Origin of the sequence: Arsukibacterium sp., from assembly GCF_018402695.1 — a bacterium.
GTDB lineage: Bacteria > Pseudomonadota > Gammaproteobacteria > Enterobacterales > Alteromonadaceae > Alishewanella.
In genome coordinates this window covers 48,983-73,631 of record NZ_JAGYIM010000022.1, presented here as the reverse complement: position 1 = coordinate 73,631, position 24,649 = coordinate 48,983, and the positions used below count along the sequence as shown (strand labels likewise).

The following is a 24,649-nucleotide window of genomic DNA, read 5'->3' as shown; positions in this document are numbered from 1 at the left end:
TGCGCTAACGCATTACTCATGGGCCGCCGCAGCGGAGTTTAGGCAGTCCCGTTGAGGCCACGCGGTTTGTAGCCGGAGCGAAATTTAGCAACTTATTATACAGGCCAAAAACCAAATTATTTTCTTCTTTTTAAGTAGTTTTCGATATTTTTGTTTACATCGCCATTCTGCAATTTGTGGGCTAGAACAACTTTTTGTTCACTCTGTTTTGCGTCACATATCTTTTTTGCCTTCAAATATAATTTTTCTTCTTTGTTGTACAGAACGTTAGGCAATATCCAGTGTTGTAGTGCCGCTACAAATGAAAAAGACAATATGAACATAGAGTTGTAACTAGGGTACTTCAAAGCCAGGGCGAATACCCCTAGCATATACAGCATGCATATGGCTATTAAGATCGCTTGTTTATAAATAAACGATGGTGGCTTTGTCGGCTCGATCATATTAAGTCCGTATAACGCCCCGCGCATTCGCGCGAACTTGTAAGCGTCGCCGAAGGCCCCGAATGACGCGGTTTATTATGTTTGTGGTTATTTATAAGCATAATATTTAAACAACACCGCCTGAACTAAAGCGAAAAAACGATATATTGCCGCGACCTCAACTACCCCAAAAACCAAGAATAGTAGACCAGAAAATAGGATAGCGGCAGCAACATACATAAACCAGCCGCCACTGCTGGCCAACACAAATTAACCAGTGAACAGGAAAACCAATTATTAGCCAGCCAACCAAAGAAATTGCCAGATACACCCCAATAAACAACATGGCGAAGGTGCCGAGCCCGGCAATAGAATCTAAATCAAGCGGAAGCCCCGTTTCGTAAACAGCGTAAAGCAGCACCAAAATAGCTGGTATGCTCACGCTTTTAAAAACGGCTGAATCCCATTCGCCTAAATTCATCGGTTATTCTCGAAAAACATAACGCATTTAGCAGCGGCGAGCGTAGCGAGTCCAGCCCACGGATGCTTTTCCGTGGGCGATGCTGGCTAAACTTGTTAAGTTTTTATATTTCATCAAAGTACCACTTTTTGCTTTGGCTGGAATACACATGGCCAGGCCCTAATGGAAATTGCTTGTAGTAAATGATGTATGCATTTTCATTTTTTTTGTAAATAATCTTATTAGAGGGTAAAAAACCAAGCACTTTGTTGTTTACCGAGAGCTGTAATTTATCCAGTGATTTTGGATAGCTACCTTTGACACTTATGTAATTTTCTAGTGCATCAATATATTGCTGAGCTACAGCTATGGAAGCGCTATCCCTGAGCTTTGCGTAAACGAGTGTGGCGCTCCAAAGAGATAATAATACCAAAAGAACAATTGATGCCTTTGCGATAAGAATCTTGATTTGATGCATCCTTACAAACTTAACGCCGCAAGCAGCGTTGAGCTTTAGCGAGTCCAGCACCGAAGGTGCGATGCTGACTTGCCTTGTTAGCTGCTGACATTAATTGATTTGCTCATCTTAAAGAAACTTAACCCGATTGCCGCACTAATTGCCAAAGAGTACAAGTAAAATTGTTTACTTTCGTTCAGATACAGTAAAAACGATGGCAGCACACTGAAAAACACAATGCTCGGATAAGAAGCAAACTTAAACCTTTTAGCCAGCACCCAAAACGGAACCAAAAAAAATACACCAATAATTGCACTTAAGGTCGTTAACAATACACCTAATTCAAGAGCTAACTTGAGATCATTAAAGTTGCTAAAAGACAGCGCATTTTTTTGCAACCAAGCAAAAAGAGCAATATATAAAGGCAAACCGACAAATAAATCTGCCAAGAGGAATTTAGAAATGGCTAACTTGGTTGAATCTTTCATAGTTCAGCTAACGCCCGCCACAAACGCGAGCAACTTGTTGCGAGTCGAGCGCCGAGAGGGCGCGTTTTTGATGGCGATTGTTATGCGCATCTAAACCCAAAACTGCCACCATTTTTTATTCGCCCTTTTTAGACGCTGTGTCGCAACATAATTTGCAATATTTTGATTTACATCGCTTTGGTATTCGCACTGTTCCGTATTTTTAGCTTTGTTTTTTTTGTCTAAGTATGCTTTCTGTGCCTTATGGTAATCACGGAACCAAAACAACGGAGCAATGGTTACAAGGGCAACAGGAATGAGGACGGTTACGTATTGGACTTGAAAGTAAATTAGAACGGCGGCAATAAGTATTGCCAATACGCATATTACGGCGTAGTCCCTGTTATAATTTTTTGGTTTTTCAGGTTCGCTAATCATGAATTACCTTTTCGCATAACGCCAAGTTAACCGGCACAGTAACCGGGAGCGTAGTGTTGCGCAAAAATGCACGAAGTGCATGCGCATGAACGAAGCGAAGGTTACTGTGTCCGCGTTGAACTTTTTGTTAGGTAACATTGACAATTTGTGGTTCTAATCTCGTTAACACGTGAAAACATTCGTTTGAAGTTATCAGCGAATAATGCTCTATTTTTCCTGGGATAAGCTCGAACAACATCGTTTTCGTCTTGTAAAATTCAATAAGTATAGAATGAGAGTATTTTCCAATTACGCCAACGGTTCTATTTTCTGAATAGTTTTCAAAATGATCTGCTTCTTCATATTTCTGAAAGGTTAAGGCGTCGTTAAAAATAATAAGATACCTTTTTGGCGAATTTATATTCCCAGCCATCTTGGGACTTTCTTCGACTGTAATCACCAACAAATTGTCTTTGTACTGCAGGTTTTCTACAAACCATTCTGTATATGGATGAATATCGAGTTGTGATTTCACGATTTTTACCTAACGCCGCCAGCAGGGGCCGCAGGCCCCGAATGACGCGGTTTGTTATGTGTTTGGGTAGTAAACAATTGAGCTACCCTCGTTTAAAGCTTCTTCGTAAAACCCGGCAAAACCGCTAAATTTGTCGGTATTCAGCACATCAACCTTTAACGGCTTACCAGTGAGATTTTTCAAGTTGGCAAAGCCAAACTTTGAGCATTCTGTAGTCGCGAATTCAAAATCCGGATGTTCACTGTCCTGAGCCAAAAATAATAGGCATTTATGGACATGATGTAATTCAGGATGGTTGTAATCGTATTCATTACCACCAACAAACTCACCTTCAAATCCGTATAAAACTACAGTCTTCACGAAGCATCCTTACACATAACGCCCGCCACAAACGCGAGCAACTTGTTGCGAGTCGAGCGCCCAAAGGGCGCGTTTTTGATGGCGATTGTTATATTTGTTCTGCACCACTTAGGTACTCGGTAATTAAATTTCTATTGTGTTCATTTAAACGGGGCATAGAACATTCAGATAGCCTTTTTTTCGCTGTTTTTCCAGTGGTATCTGTAAAGTCAGGTTTAGCTCCGTGAACGATAAGCAATTTTACTATATTTGGGTAACCTGCAGTGACTGCTCTGATTAGAGGTGTTGTATCAGAATAACTAGAATTCAGATCAACACCAGCTTTTATGAAAAGAGAAACAATGTCCTCAGCACCACACTGAATTGCCATAATTAAAGGCATGCCATTTGGATTTGCTCCAGCCGCAAGCAACTCTCGAGCTGATTCGACGTCACAGTCAGCCGCCTGAATTAATGCATCATTCAATTCCTTTTGATTCAAAATTTAACCTCGATGCTGAATGCAAATATAACGCCCCGCACACGGGCGACAGACCGCGTAGCGGGCGTCCCAGCGACCAGCGGGAGCGAGTGCTGCGGTTTGTTATGTGCGAGTTTGAGACTACTGGCCACCACGAAGCACTCTGAAAAAAAACTCCATAACGAACAATGTAATAACAAAATATATTATATTCATTATTATTGCTCTGTATTTTCTGAATGGTAGTGTTTTAGATAATTCAGGGTTCATTTTCCTTAATTCAGAGAGCATACTTTTACCACTCTCTGTAAGCGAAAGATTCATAAAAACCGATTTGTCAGGTGCCTGCATTGTCGTGCTAACGTAGCCTTTTAGAATTAGCTCCGAGAGTAATTCACGAGAAATAAATTCATCTGAGGCAATTCTTATCGGAAGTGAGCCCGAATGAATGTCAAATAAAGCTAGCAAGTAGTCGCGTGTGTTCATTTAAAAACTCTATTTTCGACGCTCATGACAACCTAAGCACATAACGCTCGCATAACGGGCAAATATTGGTTGGCTATAAACCGAAGCGCAGCGCAGAAGCCAACAAGTATTTGTCAAGTTGATGCGCTTGTTATATTTTTACTTTTTGATTACAACACACTTTACATCCGCTTTTAAAGCATCAACTCTGTTTTGACATTCAAGTAACGCTCGCATGTTGGCAGCTTTTTGTGACTTATAGTCATACGAAAATCCAAAAACTTCTCCATTTTCGCTTTTGCCGAATGCAAACGCTTTATAGTTTTTATGCTTTTTAAACTTTTCAAAAGCAACTTGAGTTTGTTTTGAACATTCATTTTTTACACAAAAATCTTCATTCAAATTCGAAGTAGTACTGCAACCAGAAATAATTATTAAAGAAGCAAAGATCCATTTAAATTTCATTGAGGTAGAAATCTCCAAAAAAATATAACGCATTACTAATGGGCTGCCGCAGCGCAGCGTAGGCAGTCCCGTGGAGGCCACTCTTTTTGTGGCCGGAACGAAATTAAGTAACTTGTTAGGCATTGATCCACTTATATAAGTAAACATTTAGTCCGCACAATGCCAATAGTGAAAACAATGCAGACCAAATTAATAACGATGACGCGTGATTCAGGTTAAAGAAAGTTGATGAAGGCATTTTTGGCTTTCCATATTCAGACGAGAGAACGTCTTTAATATAAAGGCATCGATGGATCGGATAAGCCGCATCTTCTAAAACATTTGGTTCGATTCGTTTGCCAAAGAAGACTGTATTCAGCTCATAACTAAACTTTAAATAAATGTGCTCTCCGACCTCACCTTTCCAAACCCCTGTAACCTCGTACTTGCTCAAGTCATCCAAAACTTCGATCATATTTCCAAGCTCTATAACGACGTCAGCCTTATTATAAAGCTGAGAAACATAGCTTGCCTGAGCTCCATCAAAGTCAGCAATTTCGCATTCTGTGACAGAAGCAAGCAAATCAGCACTGATTATTGCAAGAGCTAACAGGAGCAATGTTCTCATAGAGTGCCCTAACGCTTTGCTAATTGGCTGCCGCAGCGTAGCGTAGGCAGTCCAGTGGAGGCAGCGTTGTTTGTGGCCGGAACGAAATTAAGCAACTTGTTATAAGCCATTAAAACCACCAAACTCTTGCGTGGATACCCAATGAAAAAACGACATATAACGACGCAAAGAAAACCCAAAATAATTTCGGAAAGCCAAGTTTTCTGATGCTTATTCCTGCTGCAATAGCAACACACAGCAGACCAATAAACAAAGTTGGATTCGGGAACGAATCATAATTATGCCCAGCATCTACAGAAGGTACTGCTGGAATCGTTAAAAAAAGCGCACCAAAAATGAGCAACAAAGTGCCTATTTGAAATAGCGATGATTTCACTGTGTTCCCCATGGCTTAAAACGCTTTGCTAATTGGCTGCCGCAGCGCAGCGTAGGCAGTCCAGTGGAGGCCACGCTGTTTGTGGCCGGAACGAAATTCAGTAACTTGTTATATGCTTCCATCTATGGAATACCCATTTCCCAAAGCTGTTTATTTGTTAAATGAACTGCACCCAGGTTGTCAGAATATTTGATTCCAATACAATAGCTTTTGCTTATGAATAAACCTGACTGTTGGAGTTGGAAAATAAGTAACTTTTCATCTCCAACTTGATCCAGCCACGCAGACGACTGAAATACTATTCCGTCAATTTGTAGTGACTCAAATTGTGCGCACTCAAGTTCTTGCTCTATGGATTCCACAGCTATGCCATCAAAGCGTGCTCTCAATTTCTCGAGTTGATAGTAGATATTCGAATCACTCATAGCATATAACGCCCCAAGCAGCGGCGAGCGTTAGCGAGTCCAGCACCGAAGGTGCGATGCTGACTTGCCTTGTTATGCATGTTTTTTTAAGAGCCAGCGTACTGGCAACCTTATTACCGCAAATGCTAAAAACCAGGCAAATACCAAACCCAAAGCAAATCCGGCAACGCCCGAATTATACAAAATCTGATCGTCGCTTTTTAACTCGACTATTAAACCATTAGATTTTAAGTACTTTGCCATTAATGACTTACCCGCCATTTCCGCTTTAAATGCGTCACAAGAACTGTATTTTTGCAAGGTATAGTATTGTTCGCTATTTAAACTAAAGTAACCTAAATAATGTGACCACTTTTTATCTTTTTCGCAGGAAAGAACACTACCTGCCAGATCGATGTAACCGATATTTGAATCACTTCTGCTGTTTATAAACCATCCAATGAAAAGTAAAGCGAGTACTGCCAAGATAAGAAAATCAGCTTTTTTCAGGTTGCTAACTTTTGACATTACTGAATCTCAACAAACTGCATAACGCTTACAATAACGGGAAAAGCAGAGCGACAGCGAGGCTTTTTCCCAATGAGCGAAGCGAATGTTGTTTATTGTTTTGTTATGTTGCGTGCTAGAAAAGAACATACCAAATAGTGCCATAAAAAATGAGCACTCCTAAAATTTGTATACGCTGAGCTAACGTGAATTTTCGTACAGTAACTGAAAGATAACCAAGATGAATGAACACCATTGCCATTAAAAGAGGCATGAGATAAAAGACCATTTCAGGTTGGTAAATTTTAGGCGAAGGCGCACTAGCCTTAAAATAGATAGTAAGGATGTATGATATAAAAAACATCTGAATAGCTAGATATTTAGGAAATGTACCAATAGCTGATTCCAGCTTACTTTTCATCGAAACGTTCCATATTCAAGAAGCAACATAACAGCTTAGTAGTTTGTAACATCCACGCTTTCATGACGTGTAAATTACATTCTATCTTTTGTAAATAAAATGAAGTTACCCAATAACTTTCAGTAAATCAACACATTTCTGGCGGGTTATCTGGTACAGCTTGGGGAAAGCGTGTTTTAAGCTTGCGATTTACTTGCTAACAATTAATTCACCTACTACTGTATATTTATACACTTTCATTTATTAGAGAGTATCACTTATGGCATCGCCATTTTTGCAGTACATTGCTGAATTTATGTATGCCCGTCGTTACGCAAAAAGAACCATTGAAGCTTATGTTTATTGGATTAAGTTTTACGTTCTGTATCATAAAAAGCAGCATCCGTCGGTACTGACAGAGCAGGATGTAGAGACGTTTTTAAGCTTTTTGGTAAATCAGCGCAACGTCGCGCCGCGAACCCAGGCTACAGCATTAAATGCACTGAGTTTCCTGTACAGCAAAGTGTTGCAACAACCGCTATCACTGAATTTAAATTTTAATCGCTCCCAGCTTTCCCCAAAGTTACCCGTGGTATTAACCCGTGCCGAAATTAATGCGCTGTTAAAGGTAGTCGACCCTAAATATAAACTGCTTACCCAATTAATGTACGGCAGTGGGCTGCGGCTGATGGAAGCGGTTAGATTACGGGTGCATGATATTGATTACGATTATTTGTCGGTGATGGTGTGGCAAGGTAAAGGCAATAAAAACCGCCGGGTGACACTAGCGCCAGAATTAGTGCCGGCACTTAAACAGCAAAGCCAATATGTTCTGCAGTATTTTCAGGCTGATCTGGCTAACCCTGAATATAGTGGTGTCTGGTTACCTTATGCCCTGGCCCGCAAAAACCCCGGGGCACCAAAACAAATTGGTTGGCAATATTTGTTCCCGTCAGGAAAACTGAGTACAGATCCAGATAGCAAGTTGCTCCGCAGACACCATCTGGATGAAACCTGCTTAAGGCGCGAAGTTAAACTAGCCGCTAAAAAGGCCAACATAAGCAAGAATGTCACCTGCCACACGCTGCGTCACTCGGTTATAAAATGCGTCCATGCATTTTACCCTTCGGGCCAGCCGGCGGCTGTTCAAATTCATTCCCGATGAATTTGTGACAACCCATTTACTGGAAGCTGGCGCCGATATCCGCACCGTCCAGGAACAACTCGGTCATGCGGATATTCGCACCACCCAAATTTATACTCATGTTTTAAATCGCGGTGCCAGTGGCGTAAAAAGCCCGCTGTCAATGTTGCTGTAGTTATGTTACTGCTTTTACCATCGCTGCATTGCGTACAAGTATAAGTACAACTACAATATGTCCTGTATTTGCCAGCACAGAGATATCACTAATGGACACCATGAGTTATTCAGCGTTTCGCGCCCAACTTGCTACAACCTTAGACAAAGTTAACGACGACCATAAGCCGGTACTTATCACCCGCCAAAACGGTAAACCAGCAGTTCTCATCAGCCTTGAAGACTTTCAGGCTTATGAAGAAACGGCCTACCTGATGGCCAGCCCGAAGAATGCGGCACGTTTAAACCAGGCAATTGCCGAAGTCGAATCAGGTAAGCTGCTGGTAAAAGAGCTAATTAAAGAATGATGTTAACCTTTGCCCAAACCGCATGGGAAGATTATCTGTATTGGCAGCAAACAGATAAAAAAACACTGAAACGAATTAATACGTTAATTAAAGAGATAGCCAGGCAGCCATTCGCAGGCATCGGCGACCCCGAGCCGTTAAAGCACAACTGGTCAGGCTATTGGTCACGACGGATAGACCGGGAGCATCGGCTGGTTTATAAAGTGACAGACCATCAGATTGTTATTGTGCAGTGTCGTTATCATTATTAGGGCGACGCCAGTAACCGGTTATAACTGGTTACTGGCTGCGCCCTGATAGCTGCTTGTTAATTACCCCAGATTTCAGTTACAAACTGCGGGTGGTCGATAAAGGGGTTGCGGTTACCCTGATACTGATAGGCCGCGTCGTTACGGTCACGCTCTTTCTGGCTTACCGGGTCCAGCTGATGCCACTGCTTTAGTATTTGCAGCAACCAGCTTTCAAACACCTGACTGCTGTTGCCGTTTAAAGCGGCGTCAGCCTGACTGCTGTTACTCTGCCAGCCAGCAATTTGGTTTTGGTAACGGGTTGCCATATAAAAATAAGCCCGCGCTACATCACCTTTAAACTCATCTATTGGCTCAAACACCACACCACTGTAGCCACTGCCGGTGGCAGCTGTGCCCAGCCGGGTACCATTGCTTGAGGTAAAACTGGCACTGCCTACGTCACCGTAGGGGTAACTGCTGCGCTTGGCATTGACAAAGCCATCAGTCGCAAAAATATGGTGAATATCGGAGTTCATTGGCTCTACCGCACCACCAAACCAGCTGCGGGGAAAGCTGTGTTCGCGGTTGTAGCAATCGGCTTCGCTGTTGTAGCTGCCACACTGATCACTGCTGGCCGCATAGACATAGCTGTCGCTTGCAGACGGTTTTTCCGAGTAGATATCGAGTATCGAACCATCATTTTCATAATAGTTATCCAGCTCGTACACATTGTAAAACGTCCAGATAGCACTGTAACCCTGCACCGAATGGTCTTTAATAATGTTGTGCAGCGCGGTTTTCAGCGAGTAGCCGGTTAAGCCTGCAGCCGCAGCATAATAAGCGTCCAGCTCGACATCATCGCCACCGCCACTGCCGACACTAAAACTATGGCTTTGCGATGAGCCAAAACTGCCACCACTGAATACCGATGCACCCGCCAGGGTCAGGCTGTAGCTGCCACTGCCATAACCACAACAAATGCCGTCGCCGTAGCTGTCAAATATAGTAAAGGTGTAATCACCTGCCGCCAGACACCACTGCTCGCTGTACTGCGTATTACTGGCTAAGTTGCCATCGCTGTACACCGTGCCGCTGCTGGCGGATACCAACTGCCAGCTGGTTTCACCACCATAGTTATCGGTAGTCAGCGCAAATTCGGCGCTGTTATCACTGCAGCCGCCTGGTGGCGGTGACTGGCTGGTGGTTGGCTCAAACTGGTCAACGTATACCCGTTCGGCACCATCAAAACCGGCCACGTCGTAAAAACGTAAACCCACTTCAATAGTGCCACTACTTGTTGGCGTATAACGGTAACTGAGCGTTTGCCACTGGCCGGTCAGTTGCTCATTCGAATAGCCCTGATAGCCATTAACATATAGGCGAGCCCGGACACTGCCTTCGGTGTGGTACACCGCCGTACTGAAATTATAGGTTTGGCCGGCATTAACACTGACCAGCTGGCGAAAGTCGGTATTCGCCTGACTGGTTGTGTTGACACTGACTGCTGCGGCACTGCTACCGCTGAATTTCACTGTAGTGGACTGGCTAACGCTAATACCGCTGTCAATTAAGCCCCAGTCGGCAGGCTGATTACCCGACCATTGCTCGAAACCGCCGTTTAATACGGTCGCCTGGGCTGGCACGCTGAGCGTTGCCAGTAACCCCAATAAAGCTGTTAGCTTTTTGATTGTTTTCATATTAGTCATACTAAAAGTCCTGTGGCGTAATATGCCAGCCAGACTGCCAGCACTACCTGCTACCATACTGCAGTTTTGTTGGTTAAAAATAGCACAATAGTGAATTTTTTATGAAAAGACCGGCCATGCTGGCACGGCCGGCGGTTGCGGGTACAGCTATTGTCAAGGTTAGCGGTTAGCTTTCTTTACCTGCTGCCACAGGGCTTCCATCTCATCCAGGTTGCTCTGCTGCGGGCTTTTTCCTTGCCCAGCCAGCAGTTGCTCTACCCCACGAAAGCGTGTTTCAAACTTGCTGTTAGCGGCGCGCAGCACCGTTTCCGGGTCTAGCTTATGCTTGCGAACCACATTCACCAGCGCAAACATTAAATCACCCAGCTCTTCTGCTAACGCTTCACTGCCAGGCGCTGTTTGCTCCACTTCCAGTATTTCTTCTTTTACCTTATCCCAGCAGCCATCGACCGAGGGCCAGTCGAAACCGACAGTGGCACAACGTTTTTGCAGTTTATTAGCCCGACTCAGGGCTGGCATGGCCTGCGGAATATTGTCCAGCACACTATGCAAACCACTTTGTTTGCGTTCGGTACTTTTCAGCGCTTCCCAGTTTTTAAGCACCACTTCTGCATCAGCGCCATTTGCTGTCTGCATGTTGCCAAACACATGCGGGTGACGCCGCTCCAGCTTATCGCATATGGCGGCCACGCAATCATCAAATTCGAAACGGCCGTCCTCTTTGGCCAGCTGGGCATAAAACACCACCTGAAACAGTAAGTCGCCCAGCTCATCTTTTAATTCATCAAAGCTTTGCCGGGCAATAGCGTCGGCCACCTCGTAGGCCTCTTCCAGGGTGTAAGGCACTATCGTCGCGTAGCTTTGCTTAAGGTCCCACGGGCAGCCGGTTTCAGGGTCACGCAACCGGCTCATAATGGTTAAAAGGCGCTGAATATTATCTGCCACACTGCTCTCTTTTTAGTTAAGGTTTAATGATGAAACCGCTTTGCTTCGACTACGTCATCTATCTGGCTGACTTTACTTAGCAACTTATTCAGCGAGTCGAGGTTATACAACTCCAGGGTCATATTAATGACCGCAGTTTGCTCTTTAATATCGGAGCTGCTGCTCATTTTCGTGACGTTGGCTTTTTCGTTGGCCAGAATACTGGTGATATCACGCAACAGGCCGTTACGGTCATGGGCTACAATGCGAATATCCACTTCATACCCTGAGGCATATTTATCGCCCCAGGTGGCGTCGACTACCCGCTGTGGATGACTGTCCTGCAACGTTTTAAACTGATCGCAGTCGTCGCGGTGAATCGCAATACCCCGGCCCTGAGTAATATAACCAATAATGGCATCGCCCGGCAGCGGCTGACAACAGCCTGCCATATGGGTCAGTAAATTGCCGACCCCTTGCACCACGACATCGCTTTTGCTTTTACTACCAGGCAACGGTTTGGTTTTAAGACGCGGGTCAATTTCCGGCTGTGCCAGCTTACCACTCTGGCTTTGAATAAAGTGTACGACCTGGGTCACTTTAATTTCACCGCCACCTATGCCCACCAGCAGTTCGTCCATCGAATTAACATTAAAGCGGCTAAGCACCTTGGCCGGGTACTCCATCACCAGATTTAAGCGGGTTAATTCGGTGTCCAGCAGCTCTTTGCCAGCTGCCAGGTTTTTGTCGCGGTCCTGCAGCCGGAACCAATACTGTACTTTGGAGCGGGCCCGGCTTGATTTTAAATAGCCCAGGTTCGGGTTTAGCCAGTCACGGCTGGGGTTAGGTTCGCGCCCGGTTAAAATTTCCACCTGATCGCCGGTTTTCAGCTGATAGGTAAAGGGCACAATGCGGCCGGAAATTTTGGCGCCAATACAGCGATGGCCCACATTGGAATGCACATAGTAGGCAAAATCGAGAGGTGTCGATCCTATCGGTAAATCGACAATATCGCCTTTGGGGGTAAACACATACACCCGGTCTTCAATAACCTGAGTGCGCAGCTCTTCAGCTAAATCGGTACCGTCAACCACATCTTCCTGCCATTGCAGTAACTTACGCAGCCAGCCAATTTTCTCGTCATTGGCGACCACTTTATTGCCGCCTACCGCACCTTCTTTATAGCGCCAATGGGCGGCAACACCCAGCTCGGCGTCTTCATGCATTTGCCGGGTGCGGATCTGAATTTCCACGGCACGACCCTGCGGCCCCAGCACCACGGTATGGATTGACTGATAACCGTTTTGTTTCGGGGTCGCGATATAATCATCAAACTCTTTGGGTAAATGGCGCCAGCCGGTGTGGACGATACCCAGCGCACCATAACAATCCTGCACCCGGTCGGTAATTATTCGTACCGCCCGGATATCAAACAACTGATCAAAGCTCAGCTGTTTTTTCTGCATCTTCTTCCAGATACTAAATATGTGTTTGGGCCGGCCATACACCTCAACGTCGAGTTTGGCGTCCTGCATTTTCTGGCGCACCGCAGCAACAAAATCCTGCATATACTGCTCGCGGTCCAGCCGCTTTTCTTCCAGTAAACTGGCCACCTGCTTGTAGACGCCGGGATGCAAATAGCGAAAGGCTAAATCTTCCAGCTCCCATTTCAGCTGGCCAATACCCAGCCGGTTGGCCAGCGGCGCGAAAATCGCATTGGTTTCTTTGGCGGCCAGCACCCGGGTTTCTTCATCGGCGTCTTTTACCTCACGCAAATAGCAAATTTGTGCCGCCAACTTTAATACCACTGCCCGGACGTCTTCTACCATCGCCAGCAGCATTTTGCGCAAATTATCGGCCTGCTGGGGGTTAACACTCTGGTTGGCGCCGGTGGGAATAGTGCGAATAGCATCCATTTGCTGCACAGAATGCAGCAGGCTGATAACGGTTGGGGTAAATTCTGCGGCCAGCTGGTCTTCACTAAGCAGGTGGCCGTCAAACGCCGGAAATAATAACGCGGCCAGCAAAGAGTCGTGGTCCATTTTCAAATCGGCCAGAATTTCCACCATTTCCCAGCCGGTCCGCACCTGGGCAATGTTGTCATCTAATCCTTGCTGTTTCAGCCATAAGCCACAATTTAGCAAGGCGCTGATTTTCTTTTCAGTCAATCCCAGCGAACACAGCCACTCCAGCGTATCGCCGCCATGATAGCCACTACTATGCGATTGACGAACCCTGACCATGAAAACTCCTTATTTTTTTGCGGGCAAACTGAATAACGCCATCAGCTCAAGGTGGCTGGTATGCGGAAACATATCGATGCCAGCCAGCTTTTGCAGCTGATAGCCCTGGCCAAGCAATACCTTGGCATCGCGAGCGAAGGTGGCAGCGTTGCACGACACGTACAATATCTGTGCCGCTTTAAGTGCGGCAACTTGCGCTATGGCGCCCTGCGCGCCGGCACGGGCCGGATCCAGCACCACTTTAGTGTAACGCTGCCTGACCCAGGGTGCCTCTGGCCAGGGTAGATGTAAGTCGGCCCGGGCAAAACTGGCATTGCTAAGACCATTTAGCTGCGCATTGGTTGCCGCCTGCTGCACCATTTTGGCCACCCCTTCAATACCCTGCACTGTTTTGGCATATTTGGCCAGCGCCAGGCTGAAGTTACCAATACCGGCATATAAATCCAGAATGATATCGTCGGCGTTTACCTGCAGCCAGGCCAGTGCCTGCGCTACCATCTGTTGATTAATCGCCTCATTTACCTGAATAAAATCGCCCGGCTGAAACTGCAGCGTAATATTCTGCTCTGCCAGGGTATACGCCGGAGCGGGCGTATCAGCCTGCCAGGGCTGCAAAGTCTCTGTACCGTCATCGCCCAGAAAATACGCTTGGGGCCAGCTTTGGCTGAACAGTTGCTGCTGGGCCTGGGTTAAGGGTTTAACATGGCGCACCACCACGTAGGGCCGCTCAGCAGCAACAAACAGTTCCAGGTGAGTAATTGCCGCAGGCTCGGGCAGGGCCTTGATCACCGGCGGCAATAGGGTCAGCGCCGGTGTCAGCAGTGGGCTTAACATGCTGCATTCGCCGATAGCAGTTATGGCCTTACTACCCTCAGCACGAAAACCAACACTCAGCTGGCGTGTTTTTTTATCATACCAGACACCCAACCTGGCTTTACGCCGGTAATGGGTATCCGGGCCACTGATCATCGGTTGCCAGGGCAAGCTGTCAAGCCCGGCCTGATGGCGGATTAACTGGTTTACCCCGTGCTGTTTTAGCTGGCGTTGCCGGTCGTTATCCAGATACTGCAACTGACAGCCACCGCACTGGCTAAAATGCGGGCAAAATGGGGTTTGCCGTTCTGGTGCTGGTTTAAGTACTTTTATGGTACGGGCTTTGATAAAACCCGGTTTATCTTCCAGCACCAGCGCCTGCACCTTTTCGCCTGGCAACGCACCGCTGACAAAAGCAATTTTTTGCTGGTAGCGGCTAAGGCCATTTACCTCGTAGTCTGTGCTGTCAATGTCCAGGGTAAGGGTTGCCTTAATCAGGCGGGCTTTCGCCTTTGCTTTGTATAGTGTGACCATCTGCGCTCTGTGTTATAGGCAAGTAGAAATTGTTATGTCATTATGGGCAGGCCCGCAACTATTGTAACAAGCCCTGGCCCTAATGACGAAAATTGCTTTACGTTACTGGATACTACTTTGCGCTCTGCTGCCCGCCGTGCTGGCCAGTGTCAGTCTGGGTAGTTATTTTGCCTCCAGTAAGACAGCGGAATTGCACCGGAACCTGGCTGCCCAGGCCAGAAATATAGCAGTGCCGCTGGCAATTAGCAGCGAAAAGTTTCTGGCGGCCAATAATATTGCTGCTATTCAGGAATTATTAAATACCAGTCATCGCCTGAATTCTCCGGTGGTCAGCAATATTCTGCTGTTTGCCGAAGACGGGCAAGTGCTTGCCAGTAGCAACCCGCAACATAAACCCGCCGCCTATCCTGCTTTTACCCCTGACAACGGCAGCGCAGTGGGCCAGCTGGTGCCTTTTGAGCAAAGCTTGCTGACTTATCAGTCGTTGCTATTTAACAGCAACCAGCCGGCGCAGGGGCCTTATATTCTGCTGCATTTACAAAATGAACAAATTTTGCTGCAGCAACAACGCTATAAGTTGCATGTCACCATGCTGGTAGCGGCAGTCATTATGCTATGTGTTATTTTAAGCCAGTTTGTCCGTCAGAAAATTCAACCGGTACTCAGCCGGCTGCAGTTGCAGCTGCAAGAGCTGCAGGCGGGTAATTATCAGCAACAGCCAAACGTGTCTGGCATTAAAGAGCTGGATCAAATTCAGACCAGCATTAACCAGCTTAGTCAGCAGCTCACCTCGCTGGAACAGGAAATGCAGCAGAATATTGAGCAGGTAACCAGTGACTTACAGCTGAGTATGGAACAGTTGGAAGTTCAGAATATTCAACTGGATTTCTCCAGACGCAAAGCGGTGGAGGAGAACCGGCAAAAATCAGAATTTCTGGCGAAAATGAGCCATGAACTGCGCACCCCGTTAAATGGCGTAATCGGTTTTACCCGCCAGCTGCTGAAAACCCAGCTTAGTGCCAACCAGCATGATTACCTTAGCACCATCCAGAAATCGGCCAACAGTTTACTGCACCTGGTAAACGATGTGCTGGACTTCTCCAAGCTGGAAGAAGGCCGGATGTCAATTAATCCTGAACCGTTTTCACTGCGTGACTTACTGAACGATGCCACTGAATTACTGGCCGCCAATGCGTTTGACAAGCATCTTGAACTGGTAATGATGATTGACAACGGCTGTCCGGATGACTTAATTGCCGACCCGGGCCGGTTAATTCAGGTACTGATGAACATTGCCGGCAATGCCATCAAGTTTACCGAGCACGGCAGTATCGTTATCCGGGTCAGTGCCACCCTGTTAAATGAAGATCAACTAATTTTGCATTGCTCAGTGCAGGATACCGGCCGCGGTATCAGTGAGGATAAACAAAACCAGCTTTTCCAGGGTTTTACCAGCAGCCAGCCAGCCGATCACAATAGCGGCTCGGGTTTAGGTTTAATGATTTCGCAGCGCCTGGTGCAGGCTATGGGCGGTAACATTGGTTTTGAGAGTAAAGCTGCCGAAGGGTCGACGTTCTGGTTTACCATTAAATGTCAGCGCCATCACTTATCGGTAGCCGAGCCGTTGCCAATTGATGTGCTCGATGGCAAAACCCTGCTGTATTTTGAGCCGCAGCAATACTCACGCGAAGCCACCCTGAATTTGTTGCACAGCTGGGGCTTACAGGTAACGGCCTGCGCTACCAAAGGCCAGCTGCAGCAAGCGCTGAACCATGGCCAGCATTATGATATCGGCCTGATAGGCCGGGCGATAGCCATTAATCAGGTAAACCTGGTGATCAGTCTGGTGCAGCAAATTCAGCCAAGCTGCAACTACACCTATTTGCTGGTGAATACCCTGTCGCCTAATTTACGCGAAGCCATGTTAGCGTCCGGTGCCAATGCCTGTTTGCCCAAACCCACCCACCAGCGCAAACTGGCTATTGCCCTGGCTAAACCTTATCTGGACCAGGCAAAAAAGCTGCCACTGCCAATTGCCCAGCCCAAAGCCGCCTTAAAAGTGCTGACGGTTGATGACAATGAAGCCAACCTGAAACTGATTAATACCTTACTGACCGAGTTGGTTGAGCATCTGGAATCAGCCACTAACGGCGCCGATGCCTGGCAAAAAGCCACGCAGCATGTTTATGATATTATTTTTATGGATATCAATATGCCGGTAATGGATGGCATCAGTGCCTGTCAGCGGATCCGGCAAAGTTCTCTGAACGAACACACCCCTATTATTGCCGTCACCGCTCACGCCGTTGCCGGCGAGCGCGCCCGGCTGCTGTCGCTTGGCTTTAACGAATTCTTAAGCAAACCGCTCGATGATAAAATGCTGCATTACACCCTGCAGGAGTTTTGTCCACTGATAGCCCAGGCCGGCCAGCAAGCTGAAGTTAGCGAAGTGCCGGCGTACCTGAACGGTGATAACAATAGCCTGGTTGACTGGCAAATTGGGTTGCAGCGGGCTGGCGGCAAACCTGAGCTGGCCAAAGACATGCTGAAAATGCTGCTGAAAAGCCTGCCGGAGACCCAGCAATTACTCAATGAGGCGGTGAGTGCCAACGACAGTGAACAATTATTGCAATTAGTGCATAAACTGCATGGTGCCTGCTGTTACACCGGGGTACCTGCGTTAAAAAGCCTGGCAGAAACCCTGGAAACCCAGCTGAAAACCGGCACCAGCCTGCAACAACTGGAGCCCGAACTGTTTGAGCTTGACGATATTTTAACGGCACTGTGCAAGCTGGATGATGACTGGCTGGCTAAGGTTGAGCTTCCAGAATAACAGTTGCCATGGCGTATGCCTGCTCATCGCTTAATGACAGCCAGCAATGATTTACCCCTAAGCTGGCTGCTAACTCGGCCGCGTAACCACTGAATTTCAGTTCAGGCCGGCCATGCTGATCATTACTTATTTCAATATGCTGGAACGACACTCCACGGCCAATGCCGGTACCAAGCGCTTTGGCAGCAGCCTCTTTGGCAGCAAAGCGTTTGGCAAAATAGCGGCTGGCCAGGGCATGCCCGGCAAAATGCTGCTGCTCTGCCGGAGTGAGCACCCGCTTCACCAGACCCGGCGAGCGTGCCAGGCTTTGCTCTATCCGCCCTATCTCGACAATATCAGTACCTAAGCCAATAATGGCCATTAGCGCCGGGCCTCGACCATCAGCCGTTTCATTTCTGTTACCGCACCAGCCAGGCCACTGAAAATAGCGCGGGCAACAATGGCATGGCCAATGTTAAGTTCGTACATCTGTGGAATAGCCGCTATTGGCTGCACATTGTGATAATGCAGGCCATGCCCGGCATTGACGGTAATACCCAGCGATGCCGCATAAGCGGCTGCCTCGGTTATTCTGCTAAGCTCTGCCTGCTGCGCTTTGCTGTCTGTTGCTTCAGCATAACGGCCGGTATGAATTTCAATAAAGGCGCACCTGCCGCAGCCGCCGCGTCAATTTGAGCTTTATCGGCATCAATAAATAGCGATACCAGAATATTATCAGCCGCCAGCGCGCTTACCGCTTCAGTCATCCGGCTCAATTGCCTGGCAACATCCAGGCCGCCCTCAGTGGTCAGCTCCTGCCGTTTTTCCGGTACCAGGCAGCAAAAGTGAGGCTTCAGCTTAGCGGCAATGCCCAGCATTTCATCGGTTACGGCCATTTCAAAATTGAGCCGGGTACTGAGGCTCTGGCGCAATAAAAAGACATCGCGGTCGATAATATGCCGCCGGTCTTCGCGTAAATGCACAGTAATACCATCGGCGCCGGCCTGCTCTGCCACCAGTGCCGCGTGCAAGGGTTCAGGGTAACTGGTGCCGCGAGCCTGACGCAGGGTGGCGACGTGGTCAATATTAACACCAAGATAAATAGGGCTCATAACAGCTCCGGTAAAATGTTGTGAATGTGAATTACCAAACAAAAAAGCGAATTAAACGGCTACATTAAACCGTGACATTAAACAGAGCACGACTATTCAGTGGTTTATCGCCTAGTAACGGCTGTAACAGCTGCCGGCTAAGTTGCTTGGCAACCGGTAAGGCGCCACGTTGCTGCCAGTCTTGCTGGCCGATAGCGTTTAAGGCCGCACCCGGCCAGCCATTGGTCACGACAATAAAGCCCTGCTCTGGCTGCCACAAGTACTGTAAATCAGGGTTAAGCGCTGTACCATTGGCATCGTGCAACCAGTCTACCTGTAACCCCAGCTCACTGAGCAACGAAAATTCGAATTGCCGCAGACAGGGCTCGAGTTGCTCTGGAGTTTGTTGCGCCAGGTTTAATGCTGCCAGGCTTTGCTGGTAATAGTTAAATAATTGCTCAGCCGCCATATCGTCCGGCCATAGCCGACATATTAATTCATTCAGATAAAGTGCACTGAACAAAAATTTACCACTAAACCGCACGGCCGGTGCCAGTTCGTCCAGCGTTCTGATGGTTTTTAAACTGCTGCGGCCACTGAGCGCCACGGTAAATAGCTGAAACGGCTGCAGGGCAAAGCGCTGCTTGCCCTGCCGTTTACGGATAACCGCAGAGACCCTGCCCTGCTCTGGCATTAACAGTTGCAGTAACAGTTTTTCGTCCTGAAAAGGCCGGCTATGCAATATATAGGCTGGACATAGCGGCTGCATCTGCTTACACCTTACTATTAATGGTTATTAATCTTCGCCATAGCCCAGGCTGCGCAGCGCGCGTTCATCATCAGCCCAGCCCGACTTCACTTTAACCCATACCTGTAAAAAAACCGGTTGCTCCAGCATTGCTGCCATGTCCAGCCTGGCTTCAGTGGCGATGGTTTTAATCCGCTCGCCTTTATTGCCAATAACCATGCGTTTCTGACTTTCCCGCTCTACCAGTACTAAAGCAGCAATGTGGAAATGCTTCTCTTCCCATTTAAAGCGTTCAATTTCGACCGTAACCGAGTACGGCAGCTCATCGCCTAAAAAACGCATCAGTTTTTCGCGAACAATTTCTGCTGCCATAAAACGTTGTGAGCGGTCGGTTATATAGTCATCCGGAAAAAAGAACTCACATAACGGCAAGTGCTGCTGCACCACTTTACGCAGCGCCGCCACGTTGTCGCCGTTTTCGGCCGACAACGGCACCACATCAACAAAATTCAGCTGGCTGCCCAACCACTGAAGATGTGGCAGCAGTTCTGACTTATCTTTATATAAGTCGACCTTATTGACCACCAGCACAACTGGCTTTTCAGAGACAATCAGTTTGTTTAATACCATCTGATCGTCGTCATTCCAGCGGGTCCCCTCTACCACAAACAACACCAGTTCCACATCGGCGATGGAGCTGCTGGCGGCTTTGTTCATCAGCCGGTTTATTGCCCTTTTCTCTTCAATATGCAAACCCGGCGTATCCACATACACCGTCTGGTAATTATCAACGGTATCTATGCCAAGGATCCGGTGCCGGGTCGTTTGTGGTTTTTTTGAGGTAATACTGACTTTCTGGCCAACCAGTTTATTCAGCAGCGTAGATTTACCCACATTCGGACGGCCAACTATCGCCACCAAACCTGCATAAGTGGTTGGCATCGCAGAAGAGGTTGGCACAGGGTTATCGTTCATTTTTAATTTGTTCCAAAGCCGCATTAGCGGCATCTTGTTCAGCTTTACGCCGTGAGCTGCCTGAGGCAGTAATAGGCTTAATCCCTGGCACGGTGCAGCGTACGGTAAACGTTTGCTGATGTGCTTCGCCCTCTGTCGCTATCACGTCATAAACCGGTAGCGGTAAGCGCAGGCCTTGTAAATATTCCTGTAAGCGGGTTTTCGAGTCTTTCTGCTCACCCGGCGCAATCTGTTTTAAGCGCTCGCCAAACCAGACCAGAATGCGTTCACGGCAAGCTTCCATGCCACTGTCTAAAAAGATAGCACCTAAAATGGCTTCCAGCGCATCGGCCAGAATAGACTCGCGCCGGTGGCCACCACTTTTCAGCTCACCCGGCCCCAGCCGCAAATATTGGGCAATGGCCAGCTCCTGGGCTATTTCTGCCAGAGTAACCCCTTTAACCAGTGCCGAGCGCATCCGGGTTAAATCACCCTCACGGGTTTGCGGAAACTGTTCAAACAACATCTGGGCAATAATCAGCCCTAATACCGCATCACCTAAAAACTCCAGCCGTTCATTATGCTTGCCTTTGCAACTGCGGTGGGTAAGCGCCTGCTCCAGCAACTCTGGCCGGGCAAACTGATAACCCAGCTTATTCATTAACGGTTTAACCGGTTGTAGCATCAGCCTACCTTACTCAATTTTACCCAGGCGCTCAAAACGCACGCCCACCGGTACCCAGCCGGGTAACCAGCTGTTTGGATCTTCACTAAACTCAAAGCTCATCCAGATAAAAACCGCCTTGCCGACCAGATTGTCGGCCGGCACAAAACCCCAGAACCGGCTGTCCCGGCTGTTATCACGGTTGTCACCTATTGCAAAATAGTGGCCTGCCGGCACCACAAATTCATCTATCGCTGTGCCGCTCTGCTGATGGTACTGGCCTGGCTGCTCGGGCGCAGCGGGGGTAACCAGAATATGATGGCCATTTTCGCCCAGCGCTTCGTGATAACGCCGCTGCTGAAACCGGCCCTGAAAAAACTGATTATCAGGAATATGGGTCAGCGTTACCCGCTCCAGGGTGCCGCAACCGCTGGTTTGCCCCTCTGTACAGGCTTTTTCGATATACAGCTGCTTGTCGCGGTAAATAATCCGGTCACCCGGCAGGCCGACAATACGCTTGATAAAATCAACGGTAGGCTGCTCAGGGTACTTAAATACCGCCACATCACCATGTTCCGGCAACTTATTGTGATACAACGTCGTGCGCCACACAGGGTCTTTTACATCGTAAGAAAACTTTTCAACCAGAATAAAGTCACCCACCAGCAAAGTTGGCATCATTGAGCCGGAAGGAATTTGAAACGGTTCGTATAAAAACGAGCGAAACAAGGTAATAGCAGCTATTACCGGAAAAATCGACTTAGCCGTTTCCACTACTGCCGGCTCTTTTAGCACGGTATCGCTGGTTGCTTCATTCAGCTGACTACCGGCACTACTTTGCGCTAAAACCAGGCGTTCCCGGCGCTTAGGTGCCAGCACCAACGCGTCCAGCAGCCAGATCAGGCCGCTGGTTAAGGTCAGTATTACTAATAAAATTGCAAAATAACCGGCCATGCATTTCCCTTATTTTAGCTGTTTCTACTTGCCAACTTTCAGAATGGCCAGGAAGGCCTCTTGCGGTACTTCAACATTACCAACCTGTTTCATCCGCTTCTTACCTTCTTTCTGCTTTTGCAACAGTTTTTTCTTGCGGCTGACATCACCACCGTAACATTTCGCTAAAACGTTTTTACGCATTTGCTTAATCGTGGTCCGGGCAATAACATGATTACCAATGGCTGCCTGAATGGCGATATCGAACATTTGTCGTGGGATCAGCTCTTTCAGCTTTTCGGCCAGTTGCCGGCCCCGGCCCTGGGCAAAATCGATATGACTGATAATCGCCAGCGCATCGACCCGCTCGCCATTGATCAGAATATCGACCCGCTGCATGTTCGAGGTCTGGAACCGTTTAAAGGCATAGTCCAGTGAGGCATAGCCGCGACTGGTTGATTTTAAGCGGTCGAAAAAGTCCATCACCACCTCGGCCATCGGCAGCTCATACGTTACCGCAACCTGCCGGCCGTGATACAGCATATTGGTTTGAGTACCGCGCTTTTCGATACACAGGGTAATAACATTACCCAGGTACTCCTGCGGCACCAGAATATGCGCTTCAACAATAGGCTCACGAATTTCGGCAATGTCATTTACCGCCGGCAAATCGCTGGGGTTGTCGACCATCACCTTTTCGCCGTCTTTCTTAATCACCTCGTACACCACGGTCGGTGCTGTGGTGATTAGATCTAAGTCGTACTCGCGCTCCAAACGCTCCTGAATAATTTCCATGTGTAACATGCCCAGGAAACCAATCCGGAAGCCAAAACCCAGGGCGCCGGAATTTTCCGGCTCATAAAACAGCGATGAGTCGTTCAGGCTGAGCTTGGCCAGTGCATCCCGAAAATCTTCATAGTCGTCCGAGGATACCGGGAACACCCCGGCATATACCTGGGGTTTAATCCGCTTAAAGCCGGGCAAGGGTTTTTCAGCGCTGTTTTTGGCCAGGGTCAGGGTATCGCCAACCGGCGCGCCCTTAATTTCTTTAATACCAGCAATCACGAAACCCACTTCACCGGTTTTCAGCTCGCCGGTGTTAGTGGCTTTCGGGCTGAAAATTCCAACCTTGTCAACTTCGTATACCTGACCGGTCGACATGACCTTTATTTTGTCTTTGGTTTTAATGGCACCGTGTTTTACCCGCACCAGTGACACCACGCCCTGATAGGCATCAAACCAGGAGTCGATAATCAGTGCCTGAGTAGGCAAGTCGGCCTCGCCCTCCGGCGGTGGTATTTTCTTGACGATGGTTTCCAGCACATCTTTAATGCCAAAACCGGTTTTGGCCGAGCACTGCACGGCGCCCAGCGCTTCAATACCGATGATATCTTCAATTTCTTCAGCAACCCGCTCTGGCTCGGCTTGCGGTAAGTCGATTTTATTTAAAACCGGGATCACCTCCAGGTTCATATCCAGCGCGGTATAACAGTTAGCCACGGTTTGTGCTTCAACGCCCTGCCCCGCATCCACTACCAGCAACGCCCCTTCACAGGCCGCCAGCGAGCGACTGACCTCATAGGTAAAGTCGACATGGCCCGGCGTATCAATGAAGTTCAGCTGATAGGTGTTGCCATCGTCAGCGGTATAATTCAGGGTGACACTTTGCGCTTTGATGGTAATACCACGCTCACGCTCCAGATCCATCGAATCCAGAACTTGCTGCTGCATTTCCCGATCAGCCAGACCGCCACAATATTGAATAAGCCGGTCAGACAGAGTCGATTTACCATGGTCAATATGAGCGATGACGGAGAAGTTTCTGATGTTATTAAGTTTTGCCATGTTATCCGCAAATGTCCGAAATATACTGGGGGTACTGACAATAAGCTCAGGCGCACCGCGTAACGGTACGGCTATTGTGAGACCGATGCTGTAAAAAAATTAGGAGGAATTGTACTCTATCCGCAGACAGCTTGCTATGTGTTCTTCGCCGAAGGCTCAGCAGAGCGACTGTACTTTTGCTGTACCGAGATGTCGGGCAGCACGGCCAGAATGCTAAGTTGCTGCTGATGGGCCATTTTTGCCCCGTAATAGCGGGCAATCAACAAGCCAGCAACTGCACCCACTGCTGCAGCCAACATTACCCAATTTTCCGCCGCCTGCCAGCCAAGATGCACCAGTAACGCCGCAATTATCATTAATACCAGTGGCAGCAAATAAACCAGCAAGGCAGCAATAACCAGCTGCTGACCAGCAGTAGCAACCTTGACCTGCTCCCCCGGCAGCAGCGGTAACGCTGTCTTTACAAAGAACCGATTCTGACGGGGAGTCATGGTTTTGGCGACGATACCTGTGCCGCAGTCATCACTGGCATGACAGGCGTTACAAGTTGTCACCGGGGTGGTGCCCAGCCAGACACCGTCTGATTCAACGGCAAGCACCGTGGCTATTTGCTCAATCATTACACTGTTACCTGCAGGTCTTTATTCTTTACTAACAAATAGTATTTACTAACAAACAGTATTTG

30 protein-coding genes and 1 pseudogene are annotated in these 24,649 nt (G+C 47.8%); 5 read left to right on the top strand and 26 right to left on the bottom strand.

Annotated features, from left to right (window positions below; translation table 11 throughout):
- Positions 1-116: 116 nt before the first annotated feature.
- The 14 genes from KG631_RS14885 to KG631_RS14820 form a co-directional block, all read right to left on the bottom strand.
- On the bottom strand, positions 117-443 hold the full coding sequence (locus tag KG631_RS14885; protein WP_214000472.1) for a hypothetical protein: 327 nt from the start codon (positions 441-443) through the stop codon (positions 117-119).
- Positions 444-600: 157 nt separating this feature from the next.
- Complete coding sequence (locus KG631_RS14880) at positions 601-903, bottom strand: hypothetical protein (RefSeq protein WP_214000471.1); 303 nt, start codon at positions 901-903, stop codon at positions 601-603.
- 103 nt (positions 904-1,006) lie between these two features.
- The gene (locus KG631_RS14875; RefSeq protein ID WP_214000470.1) at positions 1,007-1,360 is read right to left on the bottom strand and encodes a hypothetical protein; all 354 of its coding nucleotides are present in this window, start codon (positions 1,358-1,360) and stop codon (positions 1,007-1,009) included.
- A gap of 77 nt (positions 1,361-1,437) precedes the next feature.
- On the bottom strand, positions 1,438-1,827 hold the full coding sequence (locus KG631_RS14870) for a hypothetical protein (RefSeq protein ID WP_214000469.1): 390 nt from the start codon (positions 1,825-1,827) through the stop codon (positions 1,438-1,440).
- Between the two features lie 90 nt (positions 1,828-1,917).
- A complete protein-coding gene (locus KG631_RS14865) occupies positions 1,918-2,244 on the bottom strand; it encodes a hypothetical protein (RefSeq protein ID WP_214000468.1) in 327 nt (108 codons plus the stop codon).
- A gap of 127 nt (positions 2,245-2,371) precedes the next feature.
- Positions 2,372-2,758: a hypothetical protein gene (locus tag KG631_RS14860; RefSeq protein WP_214000467.1), complete on the bottom strand. Its 387-nt coding sequence runs from the start codon at positions 2,756-2,758 to the stop codon at positions 2,372-2,374.
- Positions 2,759-2,812: 54 nt separating this feature from the next.
- On the bottom strand, positions 2,813-3,118 hold the full coding sequence (locus KG631_RS14855) for a hypothetical protein (RefSeq protein WP_214000466.1): 306 nt from the start codon (positions 3,116-3,118) through the stop codon (positions 2,813-2,815).
- An 88-nt stretch (positions 3,119-3,206) separates the two neighbouring features.
- Complete coding sequence (locus tag KG631_RS14850; RefSeq protein WP_214000465.1) at positions 3,207-3,599, bottom strand: ankyrin repeat domain-containing protein; 393 nt, start codon at positions 3,597-3,599, stop codon at positions 3,207-3,209.
- A gap of 603 nt (positions 3,600-4,202) precedes the next feature.
- Complete coding sequence (locus tag KG631_RS14845; RefSeq protein ID WP_214000464.1) at positions 4,203-4,631, bottom strand: hypothetical protein; 429 nt, start codon at positions 4,629-4,631, stop codon at positions 4,203-4,205.
- On the bottom strand, positions 4,624-5,115 hold the full coding sequence (locus KG631_RS14840; protein ID WP_214000463.1) for a hypothetical protein: 492 nt from the start codon (positions 5,113-5,115) through the stop codon (positions 4,624-4,626). Before KG631_RS14840 ends, KG631_RS14845 begins: the two co-directional genes overlap by 8 nt.
- A 109-nt stretch (positions 5,116-5,224) precedes the next feature.
- Positions 5,225-5,491: a hypothetical protein gene (locus KG631_RS14835; RefSeq protein WP_214000462.1), complete on the bottom strand. Its 267-nt coding sequence runs from the start codon at positions 5,489-5,491 to the stop codon at positions 5,225-5,227.
- A gap of 122 nt (positions 5,492-5,613) precedes the next feature.
- A complete protein-coding gene (locus KG631_RS14830; protein ID WP_214000461.1) occupies positions 5,614-5,916 on the bottom strand; it encodes a hypothetical protein in 303 nt (100 codons plus the stop codon).
- Positions 5,917-5,988: 72 nt separating this feature from the next.
- Positions 5,989-6,423 carry a hypothetical protein gene (locus KG631_RS14825; RefSeq protein ID WP_214000460.1) on the bottom strand — a complete coding sequence of 145 codons (435 nt, stop codon included), beginning with the start codon at positions 6,421-6,423 and terminating at the stop codon, positions 5,989-5,991.
- Positions 6,424-6,538: 115 nt separating this feature from the next.
- Positions 6,539-6,823, bottom strand: coding sequence for a hypothetical protein (locus tag KG631_RS14820; RefSeq protein WP_214000459.1), 285 nt, complete (start codon positions 6,821-6,823; stop codon positions 6,539-6,541).
- Positions 6,824-7,082: 259 nt separating this feature from the next.
- Here KG631_RS14820 and KG631_RS14815 point away from each other — a divergent pair, with 259 nt between their 5' ends.
- The 4 genes from KG631_RS14815 (at position 7,083) to KG631_RS14805 (ending at position 8,718) form a co-directional block, all read left to right on the top strand.
- Positions 7,083-7,967, top strand: a complete 885-nt coding sequence (locus KG631_RS14815; RefSeq protein WP_301003874.1) for an integron integrase — start codon at positions 7,083-7,085, stop codon at positions 7,965-7,967.
- A 4-nt stretch (positions 7,968-7,971) separates the two neighbouring features.
- Complete coding sequence (locus KG631_RS18985) at positions 7,972-8,121, top strand: tyrosine-type recombinase/integrase (protein WP_301003873.1); 150 nt, start codon at positions 7,972-7,974, stop codon at positions 8,119-8,121.
- Between the two features lie 100 nt (positions 8,122-8,221).
- Positions 8,222-8,467: a type II toxin-antitoxin system prevent-host-death family antitoxin gene (locus KG631_RS14810; protein WP_301003872.1), complete on the top strand. Its 246-nt coding sequence runs from the start codon at positions 8,222-8,224 to the stop codon at positions 8,465-8,467.
- Positions 8,464-8,718, top strand: a complete 255-nt coding sequence (locus KG631_RS14805) for a Txe/YoeB family addiction module toxin (protein WP_214000457.1) — start codon at positions 8,464-8,466, stop codon at positions 8,716-8,718. The genes KG631_RS14810 and KG631_RS14805 overlap by 4 nt, the downstream gene beginning before the upstream one ends.
- Positions 8,719-8,774: 56 nt before the next feature.
- Here KG631_RS14805 and KG631_RS14800 read toward each other — a convergent pair whose 3' ends face one another.
- The 4 genes from KG631_RS14800 to rlmD form a co-directional block, all read right to left on the bottom strand.
- Entirely contained in the window at positions 8,775-10,403 is a 1,629-nt protein-coding gene (locus KG631_RS14800; protein ID WP_301003871.1) for an endonuclease, read from the bottom strand.
- Between the two features lie 159 nt (positions 10,404-10,562).
- Entirely contained in the window at positions 10,563-11,348 is a 786-nt protein-coding gene (mazG, locus tag KG631_RS14795; RefSeq protein ID WP_214000456.1) for a nucleoside triphosphate pyrophosphohydrolase, read from the bottom strand.
- A 23-nt stretch (positions 11,349-11,371) separates the two neighbouring features.
- Positions 11,372-13,570 carry a GTP diphosphokinase gene (relA, locus tag KG631_RS14790; RefSeq protein ID WP_214000455.1) on the bottom strand — a complete coding sequence of 733 codons (2,199 nt, stop codon included), beginning with the start codon at positions 13,568-13,570 and terminating at the stop codon, positions 11,372-11,374.
- 9 nt (positions 13,571-13,579) lie between these two features.
- Positions 13,580-14,917, bottom strand: coding sequence for a 23S rRNA (uracil(1939)-C(5))-methyltransferase RlmD (rlmD, locus tag KG631_RS14785; protein WP_214000454.1), 1,338 nt, complete (start codon positions 14,915-14,917; stop codon positions 13,580-13,582).
- A gap of 82 nt (positions 14,918-14,999) precedes the next feature.
- On the opposite strand from rlmD, the gene KG631_RS14780 reads away from it, so the two are divergent.
- Positions 15,000-17,750, top strand: a complete 2,751-nt coding sequence (locus KG631_RS14780) for a response regulator (protein ID WP_214000453.1) — start codon at positions 15,000-15,002, stop codon at positions 17,748-17,750.
- Here KG631_RS14780 and acpS read toward each other — a convergent pair.
- From acpS to KG631_RS14740, 8 genes and pseudogenes are all read right to left on the bottom strand, one after another.
- On the bottom strand, positions 17,728-18,111 hold the full coding sequence (gene acpS / locus KG631_RS14775) for a holo-ACP synthase (protein ID WP_214000452.1): 384 nt from the start codon (positions 18,109-18,111) through the stop codon (positions 17,728-17,730). The genes KG631_RS14780 and acpS overlap by 23 nt on opposite strands.
- Positions 18,111-18,841: pseudogene (gene pdxJ / locus KG631_RS14770) on the bottom strand (pyridoxine 5'-phosphate synthase). The gene acpS and the pseudogene pdxJ overlap by 1 nt, the downstream one beginning before the upstream one ends.
- A 64-nt stretch (positions 18,842-18,905) precedes the next feature.
- Positions 18,906-19,589, bottom strand: coding sequence for a DNA repair protein RecO (recO, locus tag KG631_RS14765; protein ID WP_214000451.1), 684 nt, complete (start codon positions 19,587-19,589; stop codon positions 18,906-18,908).
- 27 nt (positions 19,590-19,616) lie between these two features.
- Positions 19,617-20,543: a GTPase Era gene (era, locus tag KG631_RS14760; protein WP_214000450.1), complete on the bottom strand. Its 927-nt coding sequence runs from the start codon at positions 20,541-20,543 to the stop codon at positions 19,617-19,619.
- Complete coding sequence (gene rnc / locus KG631_RS14755; RefSeq protein ID WP_214000449.1) at positions 20,533-21,207, bottom strand: ribonuclease III; 675 nt, start codon at positions 21,205-21,207, stop codon at positions 20,533-20,535. Before rnc ends, era begins: the two co-directional genes overlap by 11 nt.
- Positions 21,208-21,216: 9 nt before the next feature.
- The gene (gene lepB, locus KG631_RS14750) at positions 21,217-22,140 is read right to left on the bottom strand and encodes a signal peptidase I (RefSeq protein ID WP_214000448.1); all 924 of its coding nucleotides are present in this window, start codon (positions 22,138-22,140) and stop codon (positions 21,217-21,219) included.
- Positions 22,141-22,164: 24 nt separating this feature from the next.
- Positions 22,165-23,964, bottom strand: coding sequence for a translation elongation factor 4 (gene lepA, locus KG631_RS14745; protein ID WP_214000447.1), 1,800 nt, complete (start codon positions 23,962-23,964; stop codon positions 22,165-22,167).
- 134 nt (positions 23,965-24,098) lie between these two features.
- A complete protein-coding gene (locus KG631_RS14740; protein WP_214000446.1) occupies positions 24,099-24,584 on the bottom strand; it encodes a SoxR reducing system RseC family protein in 486 nt (161 codons plus the stop codon).
- Positions 24,585-24,649: the final 65 nt, after the last annotated feature.

What these genes read in the sequence shown, in the direction of transcription:
- KG631_RS14885 (WP_214000472.1), bottom strand. Translation starts at nt 443, where the DNA reads ATGATCGAGCCGACAAAGCCACCATCGTTTATTTATAAACAAGCGATC.
- KG631_RS14880 (WP_214000471.1), bottom strand. Translation starts at nt 903, where the DNA reads ATGAATTTAGGCGAATGGGATTCAGCCGTTTTTAAAAGCGTGAGCATA.
- KG631_RS14875 (WP_214000470.1), bottom strand. Translation starts at nt 1,360, where the DNA reads ATGCATCAAATCAAGATTCTTATCGCAAAGGCATCAATTGTTCTTTTG.
- KG631_RS14870 (WP_214000469.1), bottom strand. Translation starts at nt 1,827, where the DNA reads ATGAAAGATTCAACCAAGTTAGCCATTTCTAAATTCCTCTTGGCAGAT.
- KG631_RS14865 (WP_214000468.1), bottom strand. Translation starts at nt 2,244, where the DNA reads ATGATTAGCGAACCTGAAAAACCAAAAAATTATAACAGGGACTACGCC.
- KG631_RS14845 (WP_214000464.1), bottom strand. Translation starts at nt 4,631, where the DNA reads ATGCCTAACAAGTTACTTAATTTCGTTCCGGCCACAAAAAGAGTGGCC.
- KG631_RS14840 (WP_214000463.1), bottom strand. Translation starts at nt 5,115, where the DNA reads ATGAGAACATTGCTCCTGTTAGCTCTTGCAATAATCAGTGCTGATTTG.
- KG631_RS14830 (WP_214000461.1), bottom strand. Translation starts at nt 5,916, where the DNA reads ATGAGTGATTCGAATATCTACTATCAACTCGAGAAATTGAGAGCACGC.
- KG631_RS14825 (WP_214000460.1), bottom strand. Translation starts at nt 6,423, where the DNA reads ATGTCAAAAGTTAGCAACCTGAAAAAAGCTGATTTTCTTATCTTGGCA.
- KG631_RS14820 (WP_214000459.1), bottom strand. Translation starts at nt 6,823, where the DNA reads ATGAAAAGTAAGCTGGAATCAGCTATTGGTACATTTCCTAAATATCTA.
- KG631_RS14815 (WP_301003874.1), top strand. Translation starts at nt 7,083, where the DNA reads ATGGCATCGCCATTTTTGCAGTACATTGCTGAATTTATGTATGCCCGT.
- KG631_RS14810 (WP_301003872.1), top strand. Translation starts at nt 8,222, where the DNA reads ATGAGTTATTCAGCGTTTCGCGCCCAACTTGCTACAACCTTAGACAAA.
- KG631_RS14805 (WP_214000457.1), top strand. Translation starts at nt 8,464, where the DNA reads ATGATGTTAACCTTTGCCCAAACCGCATGGGAAGATTATCTGTATTGG.
- KG631_RS14800 (WP_301003871.1), bottom strand. Translation starts at nt 10,403, where the DNA reads ATGACTAATATGAAAACAATCAAAAAGCTAACAGCTTTATTGGGGTTA.
- relA (WP_214000455.1), bottom strand. Translation starts at nt 13,570, where the DNA reads ATGGTCAGGGTTCGTCAATCGCATAGTAGTGGCTATCATGGCGGCGAT.
- rlmD (WP_214000454.1), bottom strand. Translation starts at nt 14,917, where the DNA reads ATGGTCACACTATACAAAGCAAAGGCGAAAGCCCGCCTGATTAAGGCA.
- KG631_RS14780 (WP_214000453.1), top strand. Translation starts at nt 15,000, where the DNA reads ATGACGAAAATTGCTTTACGTTACTGGATACTACTTTGCGCTCTGCTG.
- acpS (WP_214000452.1), bottom strand. Translation starts at nt 18,111, where the DNA reads ATGGCCATTATTGGCTTAGGTACTGATATTGTCGAGATAGGGCGGATA.
- recO (WP_214000451.1), bottom strand. Translation starts at nt 19,589, where the DNA reads ATGCAGCCGCTATGTCCAGCCTATATATTGCATAGCCGGCCTTTTCAG.
- era (WP_214000450.1), bottom strand. Translation starts at nt 20,543, where the DNA reads ATGAACGATAACCCTGTGCCAACCTCTTCTGCGATGCCAACCACTTAT.
- rnc (WP_214000449.1), bottom strand. Translation starts at nt 21,207, where the DNA reads ATGCTACAACCGGTTAAACCGTTAATGAATAAGCTGGGTTATCAGTTT.
- lepB (WP_214000448.1), bottom strand. Translation starts at nt 22,140, where the DNA reads ATGGCCGGTTATTTTGCAATTTTATTAGTAATACTGACCTTAACCAGC.
- lepA (WP_214000447.1), bottom strand. Translation starts at nt 23,964, where the DNA reads ATGGCAAAACTTAATAACATCAGAAACTTCTCCGTCATCGCTCATATT.
- KG631_RS14740 (WP_214000446.1), bottom strand. Translation starts at nt 24,584, where the DNA reads ATGATTGAGCAAATAGCCACGGTGCTTGCCGTTGAATCAGACGGTGTC.